The following is a 14,430-nucleotide window of genomic DNA, read 5'->3' on the forward strand; positions in this document are numbered from 1 at the left end:
CGGCCTCGGGCTCAGCTGGCGGACATCGCGGTCATCAGCGCCGAGAACATGGCGTTGATAGCGGTAATGATCTGGGACGCGGCAGCGTATTTGTTCTGCAACGCACTCAGATTTGCGCTCTCCTGGTCAATGTTGACGCCGGACTGCGACGACAGCGAATTCGCGTAGGTCGACTGCGCCGTCTGCTTGGCGGTGTAGGTCGCCGACGCCTGGGTCGCCTTGCCGGCGACGTTGGCGACGATTGCGGCAGCGTAGTCCGTGAAAGAGCCGGTGGTCGCGCCGAGACCGCCGGCCATGCCGAAATTGGTTGCACCCGTCAGCGCGCTCGAGAGCGCGTTCACCACCGTCGCCGAGCCCGGCGACAGCACCGAGTTTCCGGCCGTCAGCGTCGACGACGCATCGAGCGTCGCCGTCGGCAGCGCCGCCGTGCCGTTCAGAATGTCGCTGCGAACGGCGATGTCGGACGCGCTGGTCCCTGTGATCAGGTCGTTGAACCCGAAGTAATCCGAAAAGCCCTCACCCGAACTGCCGACCGAGCTCGTCATCTCGTTGATCGCAACGCCGTTGCCGGATCCGCTCGCCGCGATCGTCAAATGTCCATTGGCATCGATCGTAGCCGTAACGCCCGAGATTTTGTTGATATCGTTGACGAGATCGCCGATCGTCGTATCAGACGACAGATTGAGGTCCTTGTAGGCCACGAGATTGCCGCTCTTGTCGGTAACCGCGATGCGCACCGTGCCGGTAGCCGAGAACGGCGTCGTGCTGCTCACGGTGCCGGTTCCGGTCAGGCTCGATGGCGGCGGCACCGACGTGCCCTGGTTCGATACCGCGTTGACGCTCGCGGTCAGCTGCCGGGCAAGCTCGTCGAGCTGCGACTGCGCGGCCGGCAGCGTCTGGTCGCGCAGCGCGATCAGCGCGCTGACCTTGCCCGAGGAGATCTGCGAGGTGATGTCGACGCCGTTGACGGTGATACCGCTGAAGCCGCTCGACGATCCCGCGCTATACGTCGTCGACGCCGTGACGCTGGGCAGCGCCGTATAGCTCAGCGGATGCGCCGTGCTATCGACCAGCGCCTGCCCCGAGCCGGTATAGATCTGCAGATCGCCGCTCGACGTGGTGAAATAGCTCACATTCATCATCGACGCGAGATCCTGCAGCGCTCTGTTGCGCTGGTCCTCCAGATCGGCCGTCGACTGCCCGGCTGCCGCCTGCTGCTTGATCTGCTTGTTGAGGTCGGAGATCTGCTGCAGGTCGGAATTGATGCCGGCAACCGACGACGCGATGTCCTGGTCCGCATTGGAGCGCAACGTCTGGATGCCACTCGAGGTCTGTTGCAGCTGCGTCGTGACCGCCGCAAGCGCGCTGACGGCGTTCGATTGCAGCGACGCACTGCTCGGCGTGCTCGCCAGCGACGACAACGCCGACTCGAATGCCGCGATCGTATTGGCCAGCGAGGTGCCCGTCGTGGAGCTGTCCGAGCTCGCGGTGCTGCCATAGAGCTGCTGGAGCTCGGTCAGAAAGCTGTTGGTGGTGTCGGCGGCGCCGAAATCGGAATCGGCCCCGACCAGCGACTTCAGGAGCAGCTTGTCGACCGCGCTGCTGATCCCCGTGATCGTGACGCCGGTGCCGACACCGGAAGTGACGCTGCTGCTCTGGTTGGCGGTCTTCTCGGTATAGCCCTTGGTGTCGGCATTGGAAATATTGGCCGAGGCTACGCTGATCTGCACCTGCGTGGCTGACAGCCCGCTGAATGCGATGCTTCGTGCAATATCGAGCGAGGACACGACCCACTCCCTCCGGCGCCGGCCCGATCAGGCCCGCACATTGGTGCCGTAGGACATCGCCGGCGTGACGCGACGGCCGCCGGCGCCATAAGGCGATACGTTGGCGATCTGCTCACGGATCGCCTGCATGATGGCCTCGATCCTGCGATTGCTGGCATCGATCGCCGCGCGCAGCCGCATCACGTTCTCGTCCATCGCCATGCGCAGCTTCAGGATCCGGTCCATCAGCTGCTCGCGCAGCACGCGATCCTGGACGTGGAGATTTGCCGTCTTGCCGACCGCCTCCGCCACACATTGCTCGAACAGGGTGGCAAGGCGGTGCTTCTCGTCGACCTCCTTCAAGCGCGAGGCCGGCAAGCCCTTGGCGAGCTCGACATTCTCCTCGTTCACGATCACGATCAGATTGTCGATCAGCGCGATCAACGACCTTGCGCGCTCGTCATTGCCCGCGGGATTGATCTTGATGTTGCGTTCCGGTGTCATGTCATCGCTCCCGTTCAAGCTAGTGTCCGCGACGCAGGGCGCGAACCGATTGCGCGCTGCGCCCATACGCGGTGATTGCCGTTACCCGGACCGCGGCCCGGTTGAGTTCCTGGTCGAGCCGCGCGCGTTCGCGCATCAACTGGTCCCGCAACGTTCCGACATCGTCGAGCAACGCACGGAGCTGCGCCCGATCGTCCGGGCGGACCGAAGCGGCCCTCGCCTTCAGCCGCTGAAGCCTGACCAGCAAGCGGTCATTTTGCTTTTCGGTCATCATCGCGACACCGCCGAAATCAACGTATCGAACATCTTGTCGACGGTGGTGATCACCTGCGACGCCGCCGAATAGGCCTGCTGCGCCGAGATCATGTTGGAGAACTGGCCGCTGGTGTCGGTGGTGCTCGACTCCAGTTCGCTGCCGTAGATCGTGCCGGCACCGTTGGTGCCCGAGGTCTGCAGCGTGGCGTTGCCGGAGGCGGCAGTCGCGGAGTACATGCCGTCGCTGGCCGCGCTCAATCCGTTGGGGTCGCTGAAGGTCGCGACCGCAATCTTGTAGATCGCGATCGTCTGCCCGTTGGAATAGGTCGCGTCGACCACGCCTCCCTTGCCGATCGAAATGCTGCTCAGCTTGCCATAGGGCAGACCGTCCGACGTGATGCTGGTGAGATCGACCGCTGGCGTGGTCTCACCCGATGAATACTGCGTCAGGCCGTCGGTCTTGCCGGCCGTGCCGAGATTGAGCGTGATGGCCGTGCCGTTGGCGGCAGAACTGTCGGCCGCCCCATCCTTCCAACCCGTCACTGAGATGACGGGAGGGCTCGGGCTGGTCGAGGCGAGCGAGCCGTCGCTGTTGAAGGTGATATCCACCGTATCGGTGATCGCGTTGGCGCTGTCTGTCGTGGAGTCCGAGGCGAGCTTTGGCGTCTCGAAACTGGCCTGCCAGCTGTTGTCGGCGGTCTTTTTCCAATCGATCTGGATCGTGCTCGCCGTGCCGAGCGAATCGTAGACCGTCATCGAGCTATTGAAGGTCGCACCGACGGCGGCATCGGCCGGCAGGTTCGCCGCGACCGTGGTCTTGGTGGTGGCGCTGCCGCTGGTGGAGGCAACCTGCGTGTTGATTGGCCCGAGGCTCGCGGCGGAGGCATTGCCGATGATGTTGCCGTCAGCGTCGGTGCGCCAGCCCTCGAGGTAGTTGCCGTTGTTGACGAGGTAGCCCAGATTGTCGGTGGTGAACGCACCGTTGCGCGTATAGGAGCTGGTGCCGCCAGACGTCGCGTTGGTGGTGACGAAAAAGCCGCTGCCCTGGATCGCGACGTCGGTGGCGTTGGTGGTCGCGGACAGCAAGCCCTGCTGGGTGATGTTGGCGCGGCCGGACACCGTGACGCCGCCGGATGTATATGAGGTGGCGCTGTTCGACGCGGTCACCAGATCCTGGAACATCGCCGACGTGGTTTTGTAGCCCGTGGTATCGGCGTTGGAAATGTTGTCGGAAATCATTGCCAGCGACTGGCTCTGCGCATTGAGCGCCGAGATCGCCGAGGAAAGAGCACCAGTGAGACTCATGATATTACTCCGGTAGCAATCAGGACGTGACGCCGATGATGTTGGCGGCGCTGACGGGCACGCCGTTCACGAGCAGCGAGGGCGTCGAGCCGGAGGCATCGATGCCGGTCACCGTTCCCGTCATCGTGGTGTAGCTAAACAGCGAGTTTCCGGCGGAGTCGGTCGCAGTGACCTGAATCGTGTACTGGCCGCCGTCCTTGAGCTGGGTGCCGTCGGAGGTCTGGCCGTTCCAGGTGAAGGTGTTGGAGCCGGCGTTTCCGGTCCCCTTGCCGCTCCACACCGTATTGCCCGAGGAGTCCTGGATCGTGATCGCAACGTTGGACGCGGCCGAGGTGAGCGTGTAGCCGAAGGTCGCCGAGCCGTTGGTCAGCTCCGCCGTGTTTGTCTTCGCCTCGACGGTGTGGCCGATATAGTTGACCGAGTTGAGCGTCACGAGACTCGAGAACGAGCTCGCCAGCGACGTCATGCTGGCGTTGGTCGACTGCTGCTCGGTGAAGTTGGCGTAGGAGGTGAGCTGGTTGATGAAGTCGGTCGTGCTGGTGGCGTTCAGCGGATCCTGATTTTGCAGCTCGCTGACGAGAAGGTTGAGGAAATCGGTCGAGCTCATCCCCATCGACGCGCTCGACGACGAGCTCGACGTGGTGGAGGTTGCAGCAGAGGTTGCCGAGGAAACGGTCATGACAAGGCTCTCTTCGCCGCGGGATGCGCGACGGAACGCGGTGGAACATTGGGGTCGTGATGTCGTTCGCAGATAAAACGGATGACGCGCCGATTTCAGGCGCGGATTCATCCACCCGGAATCACTTGATGAAGCGGCAGAATTTGCCGCGTCCGTTGCGGGTTCGAGGCTCGCACGCGTGCGCAAGTATCTCGCCGCGAAAGCGCGCGGAGAGCCGCAACGGCAATGCGGAGCGTTTTAGAGCGAGAGGCTGATTGGCAGATCCGGCTCGCCGAGCATCAATGCCGGCGGCGTCATTGCGGGCAACAGGCAGAGGGCCAGCAGCAGCGCAGGCAGCACCTTGCCTTGCGGTGCGGATCGGCCCGGTGCTTGTGCATCGTTCGGCTGATCGTCAGCCGGGGCCGGCCCTGAAATAGGCTTCTGGGGCAATTTCGCCGCCGCGGTCACGATGCGGTCGGCAAGACCCTTGGGTGCGCGAACCGGCGGCGCCGCGAGCGCGCGGCGTACCGCTCCCGCCTCCTCGTGGAGCGTCCGCGCCTCAGCCGAGGATGCAAGGAGCTGGACGGCGGCAAGACGTTGATCGTCGGGCCAGCGGGACAGATCCTCCCCCAGCCGGTCGATCAGGTCTTCGAATGTCGCAACATCCATCGCGCGCGTAGATCCAGCCTCGTCGCCAAGGCTGTCATAAAGCATTCGCGGGACGGCGGAAATCAATTTCCGCCGCTGTCGCGTCAGGTCCAGCATGGTGCTCGCCGGGCGGCTATTTTCCTCAACCAGGGCGCCGCCCAAGCCCCTTGCTGCGCCGGCTAAACGCCCTCGCCGGGTGATTCGCGGCTCTCTCCGGGCTCAGCGGCCGGTGGCTGATTCGAGCGTCTTGTCGAGTGCCCTGGCCTTGGCGGCCTTGCCGGCGGTCGCCTCGACGAACTTCCAGGCGTCGCGCAATTCCGCCAGGCTTGCGATGATGCGCCGGAAGTTCTCCCGGGCCTGCGGCCGACCATAGGAGCGTAGGCACGCCATGATCAGGGCGTTATAGGTGCGGTAGAGACGATCGGCCATCGCGCCGCCGCGGGTGAAGTCGAGATTGTGGCTCAGCCCGCGCAGGATCGCGGTCGCCCGCGTCAGATAGATGTGCCCTTCCTCGAAGCGTTTCGCCTCGTGCGCGTCCAGCGCCTTCTGCAACAGCGTGATCGCGCCGTCGCACAGCATCACGACCGCCTTTAGCGGCGGCACCGCCACCGCGGCGGATCGATAGGCATTGTTGGCTTGGTAGGCGGTCGCGCTCTGGGTCATTAGTTACTCGATGATGCGTCTAGGAGTGCTTTCAGGTAGCCCAGCGTGTTGTTCGCGCTTTCGATGGCCGCCTGGTAATTGGCGTATTGAACCTGCAGCTGGGCCTTGAACGTCGCCGCATTGCTCTGAATGTCGCTGACCTGGGACTGCAGGTCGGTATCGCGCGACTGCAAGTTGGTGATCAGCGTCTGCAGCTGACCGCTGGTTCCGGAACTGGTATGCGCGAGCTGGTAGAGTTGCGTCGCAAGGCCGGACGACGATGTCACCGTGATCGACTGCGAGGTCGAGCCCGTATAGGTGAAGGCCATGCCGGCGTAGATCGTGCCCGAATTGCCGATGATCGTGTTGCCGACCACCGAAAAGCCGGAGCTGTCGCCGCCGACCGAGGCTCCGGTCAGCGTACCGGTGGAGTCCACCGTGAGGTCGAGCGTGAAGGATTGCGGCGATGTGCCGGTATTGACCACGCTGAGTTGGCTGGACGAAGTGGTGGTCTGCGCCGACAGCAGCTGGGTGACGCCGGCGAGATTTTGCGTCAGCACCGTCGACAGCGTGCCGGTATCGAGCTGGAGCTCGTTGTTCTCGTTGAAGGACAGGCCGAGATCGGCCATCGTCATGCCGCCGACCGTTCCGCTGAGCACCTGCTGCAGCTGGGTCATGATATCGCGCATCGTGCTGTCGCCAAACAGCACCGCACTTGATGCGGCCGTGCCGTCGGAATTCTGCGCCGACTGCGCGATCACCTGGTCGCGAAATGCGTTGTAGTTGGTGACGAAGGTCTGCAGCGCTGACGTGATCTGGCTGGTGTCGGTCTCGATGCTGACGTTGAGGCTGGTGCCGCTCGGCGTCGGCTGCAGCAGGTCGAAAGTGACGCCGGACAGAACGTCGGAAATGTCGTTGGTGTTCCGCGTGAGCGCGATGCCGTCGAGGGTGAATTCCGCGGACTGCGACTTCTGCAGCACGTCGGTGAACGCTCCGGACGTGTCGGTGACGCCGAGGTTGTTCAGGATGTCGTCGCCCGACGTCGACGAATAGGTGATGTCGGCGGCGTCCTGCGTCCCCGTCAGCACCATCTCATAGGACCCGCTCGACACCTGGACGATCGAGGCCTGGACGTTGGTGGTCGAGGTCTGGGCGTTGATGGTGTCGACGATATCCTGCATCGACATGCCGCTGGTGATCGAGATCGCCGTACTGGTGCCGCCCGACAGGCCGAGCGAGAAAGTGCCGGAGAGCCCCAGCGCTGTCGAGCTGCTCGACTGTGAGGCACCGATCACCTTCTGCGCGGTCGCGAGCTGGGTGATCTGGAGCGTGTGATCGCCGGTCGCCGAGCCGCTGCTGACGCTCATATTCAGCGCCGACGAGGCGCTGACGTCACCGGTGGACGAGATCGTCGCCGCGCGCGTGGCGAACGCGTTGGTGGCAATCGAATTGATGATCGAGGTGCTGAGCGACGACAGACCCGTTGCCAGTGTGGACAGCTCGGTCTGCAGGGATTGGTAGGCGGTGATCTTGGCCTGGTTCGAGGTGATCGTCGTGGTGATCGAGGTCGCCGCTGCGAGCTTGGCATTGACCTCGGCCTCGATCAGGGCATCCCAATCGATGCTCGTCGAATTGGTCGTGCCGGTCGTTGTCACCGTGCTGGCGGAACTGGTCGACGTGGTACCTGATGTGCTCGAGGTGGCGCTGCTAACCGTCATGTCGACACTTCCGCCGCGATAGGAACCGGGCCGGCATCATGCCGGCCCGGCCGGTCTTTCGAATTAGCCGAGCAGCTTCAGCAGGTACTGCGGCATCTGGTTCGCCGCGGTTTCCGCCGAAACCGCGGCCTGGGTCTTCACCTCGGCCGAGGACAGCGTCGCCTGCTCGGAAGCGATATCGACGTCCTTGATCGCCGAGTTGGCCGATTGCAGGTTCTGGGTCTGGGTCGAGATCGAGTCGGCGCTGAAGTTGAAGCGGGATTCCTGAGCACCGATCTCGGCCCGTGCGGACGAAACCTTGTCGATCGCGGTGTCGAGAGCCGACATCGCGCTGGTGGCGCTCGACAGGCTGGAGACGTCGAGCGACGTCACGGACAGCGAAGAGGCCGTGAGGCTCGTCAGCGTGATGGTGATGGTGTCGGCCGAGGTCGAACCGACCAGCACCGAAACGCCCGAGGAGAACACGCTCGAACCGTCGAGCAAGCTCTGGCTGCTGTAGCGGGTGCCGCTGGCGATCGAGTCGATTTCGCCCTTGAGCTGTGTGAATTCCGAGTTGATGTAGGCGCGGCTGGAATCCGCCACGGTGCCCGAGGCGGACTCGGAAGCCAGTGACTTCATGCGGGCCAGGATGTCCGAGATGTTGGAGGCGCCGCCGTCGGCGGTCTGCAGGATCGAGGTCGCCTGCGCCGCGTTGGTGGCGGCCTGCTGCAGCGTCGTGATGTCGGAGGAGATGCGGGTCGAGATCGCAAGGCCGGCCGCGTCGTCGGAGGCGGAGGTGATGCGCGAGCCGCTCGACAACTTCGACAGCGCGCTGGTTTCCTGCTGCGAGTTGATGTTGAGGTAACGGACCGCGGAGTTCGCGGCGGTGTTGGTGGAGATTGCCGGCATGAGTAGCTCCTGTGCTGATGGGGCATGGCATGCCGCATCGTGAAAAAGAGAGGTGACGCGGATCCAGCCCCCGTCCGCCCGATCAAACGGGTCGGCCGCCGGTGGTCAGGCGCAAAATCTTCAGAAGCCGGAATTTATGGTTAGCAGTCGGTAAACGCGCCGCGCAGGTCGCGCTCGTGCCGCTTCAGCATCTCGCGCAGCTGCTGCCGTCCTCGCTTCAACAGCGACTCCACCGCGGCCACCGTCGTGTCCATGACCTCGGCGATCTCGCCGTTGCTCATGTTCTCATGATACGACAGGATCACTGCGACGCGCTGCTGCTCGGGCAGCCGCTGGATCGCGACCTCCAGCAGATTACCGATCTCGTTGCGCTCGATGACGGCGGAAGCATCGAGCTGGGTGTCGGCGACCTCGGGCACGACATCGACATTCTCGGTGCGTGGCTTGCGGCGCAGATCGATGCAGCGGTTGCTGACGACGCGATAGAGCCAGGTCGAGAACTTGGCGCGGCCATGCTGCCAACGGCCGCGATGCGTCCACACCTTCAGCATCGTGTCCTGCACCACGTCCTCGGCGTCGGCGGCGTTGCCGACGATGCGCAGCGCGATCGCGTAGGCGCGATCGACATGACGTTCGACCAGAGCACGAAACGCCGTTTCGTCGCCGGCAGCAAGGCGGTCGAGCAAATCCTTGTCTTCGTCGTGGATCTCGACGGTGTCGAGCGGGCCCGCATCGGCAACGGTGGGGACGTTGCTCCACGGAGCAGCCGCTTCGGCCGACGCAACCGCGGCCGGCGTGGCCTCCACTTCGGCCGGTGCCCTCATATCAAGCGCGTAACTCATCCGCCGCTCTCCAACCAACGCCGCTGGCACACATTCCATGCGGCTTCTGAGCGTTGAACGGAGGGGCCTCGCAATTCAGGCGGACTTTTTTCGTTGTTTTTCAAATGCTTAGCTGGATATTTTTGCCGACCGCCCGGCAAAAGCTGCCGCTGCGCAGAGGCGCAGGGAAAAATTCGACGGAGTTTCGAGCAGTCGTTCAGCATCGCCTCGCATTTCCGCGGAAGAGATCGTCGCGTCGGAAAACGCTGTTGTCACACCAACTAACGCCACGCGAACACATGCATGCGCGGAGCATGCGAGTGATTCATCGCCGTTGGTCGCCATCTTGCATTCGACGATTGCGACTAGGCAATTTTTTCCGAATCACCGTTTCGACGTTATCGGATTTTTTTATTCTGTCAGTCGCGAAGCGCGCGTTTTCGAATCCCGCATCAACTTTTTTGAACTGTCGCGCCTGATTTGTCTCACACGCGCGTTCAACGCATGAGGACTGGCGGGAATTTTGCGCATGACGATCATGACGGTCGACGCGACGCGTCGAGCGCAGAATATTTCTGCATGTTCATTCGATGTTTTCGATACATTTCTGTTGCGCGCTTGCACGACGCCGGATGGCGTATTTGAAGGGGTTTTTCAGCGTTCCTGCATTGCTGAAGAATTTCCGAACATGTCCGCCAGTTTCGTTCAGCATCGAATCCAGGCGGAGGCGCGGGCGCGCAAGGTATCGCAGGAGCGGTGCGGCTCAACTGAAGTGCGCATCGCCGACATCTACAAATACTTTCCATTCAGGCTGTTCGGCCTGAGCCGCGATGCGCTGCAGGATCTCGCGCAGATCGAGTTCGAGACCGAACTCGAACTGTGCCGCGTCAATCCCGAAATGCTCGAGCAATATCTGAACATGAAGCGCGGCGGCTTTCGCGTCGGCTTCATTTCCGACACCTACTGGAGCACCGACCAGCTCGCGCAGTTGCTGCATTCCTGCAGTCCCGGGCTGAGCTGGGATTTCCTCTATGCGTCCTGCGATCACGGCAGCAGCAAGAGCGAAGCGCTGTTTAAGGCCTATCTCGCCGAGCAAGGCATCGAAGCGGCAAGCTCGTTCCATGTCGGAGACAACCACACCGCCGATATCAAGGGGGCGCGGCGTCACGGCATCCGTCCGCGCTACTACCCGCAGGCCGGCGCGGCATTGGCCTCCAAGTTTCAGCGCGAGGCATCGATCTTCGAATTGCTGTGTCCTGATCAGCCGTCGCGGCTCGATTGCGGTGCCCGCACGCTGCGGCGCGCGGTGAGGGCGAAGAGCGCGGAGCATTCTCCCGCTTTCAACCTCGGCCTGACGGTGCTCGGCCCGGTGATGGCGGCGTTCGATGCATTCATTGCCGCCAGACGCACTGCGCTTGCTCGCGACGGCGCGCGCGTTGCGGTCGGATTCCTCGGTCGCGATGGTCTGCTGCCGTATCGGGTCTCGCAGGCAAACCACGACGAGACCGGTGCCTATATCGAGATCAATCGTCGCGTCAGCCTGGTCGGGTCTGCCGATACGCTCGAACCGCTCTGTGAGCTGCTGAGCCGGGTCGTCAAGATCGACGCGACGACCTTTGTCGATATCGTCAAGGTGCAGCCGCCCGCCGTGATGAAGTTCTTCGCGCGGTATCCCGACGGCATTGCGAGCGGCCGCGAACTCGCCGACGCCCTGCCCGATCTGATGGACCCGCGCGAAATCACCGATATCGCCGGCGGCGTCCGGGCGCGTCTGCTCACTTATCTTCGCGCGAAGATCCGGGATTTCGACGACTGCACCGATCTGATCCTGGTCGACCTCGGCTATTCCGCAAGCGTGCAGAAATCGCTGCGGCGCATCTTCGATCGTGAGGGCATCCGCATCCGCCTGCACGGCGCCTATCTGCTGACGCTTGACGATGCCTTCGACGACATCGCCGATGACGACACCGCGGAGGGACTGGTCTCGGATCGCATCGTCACGCCGCACGTCAAGCGCATGCTGATCCGCAACGTCGCATTGCTGGAACAGCTGTGCTGTTCCAGTGAAGGATCGGCGCGGGATTATCGTGACGGTGACGTGTTGCGCGAGGGTGATCAGCGCCCGGCCGCCCAGCTGGCGCTGGCGACCGAGGTGCAATCCGGAACGCTGGCCTATGTTTCGCGTGCCCGCGAGCTGGCACCACGCTACGGATTGCAGCCCGATGCCGACCCCGCGGTCGCGGCGCGCTGGGCCGCTGCCGTGCTCGGACGCCTCCTGCTGCTGCCGGACGACGATGAACTCGCGTTGCTCGGCGGCATCAAGCATGACGTCAATCTCGGCACCCAGGCGCTGGCGCCATTGCTCGATGCCGACTTCATCAATGATTGCATCATCGCCCGCGGCCTCATGACCGCCTGCACGGCGCTGGCGCCCCCGATGTGGCTGGCGGGCAGCTTTGCCGCCCTCTCGCCGTCGCACGCCTATCTCTACACGCTGTTCGGCGCCAATCGCCTGCCCGCGAATGTGTTCGGCGAAGCACTGTGCGGGACGCTGCAGGTCGGTCTGTTCGATCGGAACGGCCAGGCGTCGCTGGAGGCGGTCAGCGTCTATCATACCGGGCTCGGCGACCTCCGCCTGCGGATAGCGCTGTCGCGCCGGATGGCGATCGCGACCATCGCACTGCCACTGGCCAAGCTCACCCGCGACGGGATGCTCCACGGCATCACGGTCCAATATGGCGAGAGCGCCGCGAAAGCCGCCGAGAGTTCAAACGTGACAGCGATCGCCGAGGGACGGCTCATCGATGCCGGCCTCGAACGGCGCGGCCGTCACTTCCGTGCTACCAGTGACGACGGCATGCTGCTGATGCCGGTCGACGGCTTCGAAGACGACGTCGCCATCTACACGGTCGCGCTGACCGCCCTCGACCATGACCGCATCCTTGCGGTCGCGGACCGCGACGCCATCGGTGCCCCCTCGGCCACACTGACCTGGCGCAGCGCCAACGACACGCTCGCAACGAACAACGACAGCTGATTTGTCCGCCTGATCCGGCCGCCCCGCACGTTGTAGGTTAACGAGGGGTAGTGCGGGCATGATTTCGGCTGACACGGCGCAAGCGGACGGCTTGCAGACGAACTTCGACCAATTGCTGGCGGCGAACAGCATCCGGATGAGCGCGGCGCAGCGCCGGCGGCTCGCATGGCTGTCGGAGCGGCTCGGACCCGCGGTCCTCCATCAGGCCGGCTCGGTGCCGGCAAGGGACCATGGCGTCATCATCCTCGTCGAGCCGCCGAGCGGCCCCGCCGCCGAGATGCTTTACCGGTCGCTTCGCGCCGACTGCGCGGTCGTCGTCCCCTTCGGCGAGAATCCCGCCTTCGACTTCCTGAAGAGCAAGCTGACCGACTTCGGAACGATCGGGCCGAGCTTCGATGGCCCGCATGAGATGTGGTGGGGCGGACTCAACTGGCGCCCGATCGCGCCCGAGCAAAGCTTGAGGTCCGAGGCATCGCTGCGCGTGGTCTCCTGCTACCCCCGCGCTTGCGGTGACGATCGCGCCCGCGCCCTCCGCGACAAGCTGGCCGAATTCCGGATCGCCTGCGACATCGCACCGATCGACACCGCGGACGGCGCGCACATGCGCGCAGCCGAGAAAGCTGGCTTCATGTTGCGGATGTGGGAGCAGCACCAAGAGCCGCTGCTTTTCATCGAGGCCGACGCAGTCCTCAGCGAGCCGCCGTTGCTGCCGTCATATCTTGATTGCGACATCGCGCTCCACAAATGGAACCGGTGGGAAATGTCGGCGCGCACCCTCTATCTCGGCCGTTCGCCCGCCGCCGAAGCCGTGCTGCGCAACTGGCATCACATCGCGAGCGCCTATCCCGCGGTCTGGGAAGGCTATTTGCTCGACCAGGCCTGGAGCCTGACAGCATCGCAGATGGCGCTCGACACCGTCTGGCTGCCGCGCTCATACCACGCTCCGGCCGAAGACGCCGGCACGCCCCGCCACACCACAATCGTCCACAACCTGCCCGCCGATAACAGCGATCTCGGACCCGACGCCGAATTCGGCGTCGCGATGCGGGCCGCGCGGCGCGCCAGCCGCAGCGGCGGCCGTGACGCCATGATCGTGATCCGGTCGCAGGCGGCCTCGCATGATGCGATCACCGTGATCATGCGCGATATCGCAACCAGCGACGCGCACGAAATGGCTGCCAGCATCGAGGCGGTCACCGGCGCGTTCGCGGCCGATTGCGGCGGGTTCGGCCGGCTCGAGCTCGCACTCTGCCCCTGGCAGGACGATATCCGCGCGGCGAAATCGGCCGCGAAAAGCGCGAACAACCGCATCATCGAGATCGCGCCGTGGCAGACGCTGCCGGCCGACCTGTTCCGCACCGTGGGCCAGTCCCGCGATGCCGGCAGCGTCGTCGTGATGGCCGGGCAGCGCGGTTGATGAACGCCGGAAAGACAGAGCAAGGGAAGGACATCGACATCATGAAGACAATCATCCTTCTTACCGGCGCCGCCAACCAGCAATTCGCGCTCACCGAACTGTTGAAAGCGCACAATTCGGCGCTGTCGTTCCGCTACGCGGTAACGGCCGACGAGCTCGCCGCGATCGAGCCGGAGGTCTTGCGCGAGGCCCGGCTGTTGGCCTTCACCACCAGCGTCATCGTGCCGGAGCACATTCTGGCGGCGCTCGGCCACGGCGCCTACAATTTCCATCCCGGCCCGCCGCAATATCCCGGCTGGGCGCCGGCGCATTTCGCGCTCTATGACGGTGCCCGCACCTTCGGCGCGACGGCCCATGTGATGGCCGCGCGCGTCGATTCCGGCCCGATCGTCGGGGTCGAGTCCTTCATCATTCCCGACAAGATCAGCGTACGCGGACTCGAACAGATCGCCTATGTGCGGCTTGCCCATCTGTTCTGGCGGATGTCGCGCGATCTCGCCTGCGATCCCATGCCGCTGGCGGCATTGGAGATCGCCTGGTGCGGAATCAAGAGCACCCGACAGATGTACCGCGAGATGTGCGAGCTTCCCGCCGGCATCAGTGCCGGCGAGCTGGCGCGCCGGGTCCGTGCCTTCCATGACGATTTCCGCGGCATCCCGCTGACCTGCTCGTTGCACGGCATCCGGTTCCAGCTGGCAACGACTGCCACGCAGGCGCCCGAGGCGCCGCAGGTGGTCTCGCCGCCGCTCGCCGCGGCCTCCTGAGAATCGG

General features: G+C 64.1%; 14 protein-coding genes. 3 read left to right on the forward strand and 11 right to left on the reverse strand.

Going from position 1 to position 14,430, the window contains the following annotated elements:
- Positions 1–11: 11 nt before the first annotated feature.
- The 11 genes from flgK to ACE10X_RS31570 form a co-directional block, all read right to left on the reverse strand.
- A complete protein-coding gene (gene flgK, locus ACE10X_RS31520) occupies positions 12–1,787 on the reverse strand; it encodes a flagellar hook-associated protein FlgK (RefSeq protein ID WP_375763359.1) in 1,776 nt (591 codons plus the stop codon).
- Positions 1,788–1,814: 27 nt separating this feature from the next.
- Entirely contained in the window at positions 1,815–2,270 is a 456-nt protein-coding gene (locus ACE10X_RS31525) for a hypothetical protein (RefSeq protein WP_038383484.1), read from the reverse strand.
- Between the two features lie 19 nt (positions 2,271–2,289).
- A complete protein-coding gene (locus ACE10X_RS31530) occupies positions 2,290–2,544 on the reverse strand; it encodes a hypothetical protein (protein WP_051002866.1) in 255 nt (84 codons plus the stop codon).
- Entirely contained in the window at positions 2,541–3,830 is a 1,290-nt protein-coding gene (gene flgE / locus ACE10X_RS31535) for a flagellar hook protein FlgE (RefSeq protein WP_038383438.1), read from the reverse strand. The genes ACE10X_RS31530 and flgE overlap by 4 nt, the downstream gene beginning before the upstream one ends.
- A gap of 19 nt (positions 3,831–3,849) precedes the next feature.
- Positions 3,850–4,509 (reverse strand): flagellar hook assembly protein FlgD, encoded by a 660-nt coding sequence (locus tag ACE10X_RS31540; protein WP_038383437.1) that lies wholly within the window; start codon positions 4,507–4,509, stop codon positions 3,850–3,852.
- A 237-nt stretch (positions 4,510–4,746) separates the two neighbouring features.
- On the reverse strand, positions 4,747–5,253 hold the full coding sequence (locus ACE10X_RS31545) for a hypothetical protein (protein ID WP_375763360.1): 507 nt from the start codon (positions 5,251–5,253) through the stop codon (positions 4,747–4,749).
- Positions 5,254–5,355: 102 nt separating this feature from the next.
- Positions 5,356–5,799: a flagellar export chaperone FliS gene (gene fliS / locus ACE10X_RS31550; RefSeq protein ID WP_038383436.1), complete on the reverse strand. Its 444-nt coding sequence runs from the start codon at positions 5,797–5,799 to the stop codon at positions 5,356–5,358.
- Positions 5,799–7,496, reverse strand: a complete 1,698-nt coding sequence (gene fliD / locus ACE10X_RS31555) for a flagellar filament capping protein FliD (RefSeq protein WP_038383435.1) — start codon at positions 7,494–7,496, stop codon at positions 5,799–5,801. The genes fliS and fliD overlap by 1 nt, the downstream gene beginning before the upstream one ends.
- Before the next feature lie 63 nt (positions 7,497–7,559).
- Positions 7,560–8,384 carry a flagellin gene (locus ACE10X_RS31560; protein WP_016844634.1) on the reverse strand — a complete coding sequence of 275 codons (825 nt, stop codon included), beginning with the start codon at positions 8,382–8,384 and terminating at the stop codon, positions 7,560–7,562.
- A gap of 140 nt (positions 8,385–8,524) precedes the next feature.
- A complete protein-coding gene (locus ACE10X_RS31565; protein ID WP_038383434.1) occupies positions 8,525–9,226 on the reverse strand; it encodes an RNA polymerase sigma factor in 702 nt (233 codons plus the stop codon).
- A 108-nt stretch (positions 9,227–9,334) separates the two neighbouring features.
- The gene (locus ACE10X_RS31570; RefSeq protein ID WP_157787889.1) at positions 9,335–9,550 is read right to left on the reverse strand and encodes a hypothetical protein; all 216 of its coding nucleotides are present in this window, start codon (positions 9,548–9,550) and stop codon (positions 9,335–9,337) included.
- 184 nt (positions 9,551–9,734) lie between these two features.
- Here ACE10X_RS31570 and ACE10X_RS31575 point away from each other — a divergent pair, with 184 nt between their 5' ends.
- Genes ACE10X_RS31575 through ACE10X_RS31585 form a run of 3 tightly spaced genes read left to right on the forward strand, consistent with a single transcriptional unit; the run spans position 9,735 to position 14,423 of the window.
- Entirely contained in the window at positions 9,735–12,242 is a 2,508-nt protein-coding gene (locus ACE10X_RS31575) for a hypothetical protein (RefSeq protein ID WP_038383433.1), read from the forward strand.
- A gap of 58 nt (positions 12,243–12,300) precedes the next feature.
- A complete protein-coding gene (locus ACE10X_RS31580; RefSeq protein ID WP_051002865.1) occupies positions 12,301–13,659 on the forward strand; it encodes a hypothetical protein in 1,359 nt (452 codons plus the stop codon).
- Between the two features lie 38 nt (positions 13,660–13,697).
- On the forward strand, positions 13,698–14,423 hold the full coding sequence (locus ACE10X_RS31585) for a formyltransferase family protein (protein WP_038383481.1): 726 nt from the start codon (positions 13,698–13,700) through the stop codon (positions 14,421–14,423).
- The last annotated feature ends 7 nt before the right edge of the window (positions 14,424–14,430 follow it).

The organism is Bradyrhizobium sp. Pha-3 (assembly GCF_042258325.1).
Taxonomy (GTDB): domain Bacteria; phylum Pseudomonadota; class Alphaproteobacteria; order Rhizobiales; family Xanthobacteraceae; genus Bradyrhizobium; species Bradyrhizobium elkanii.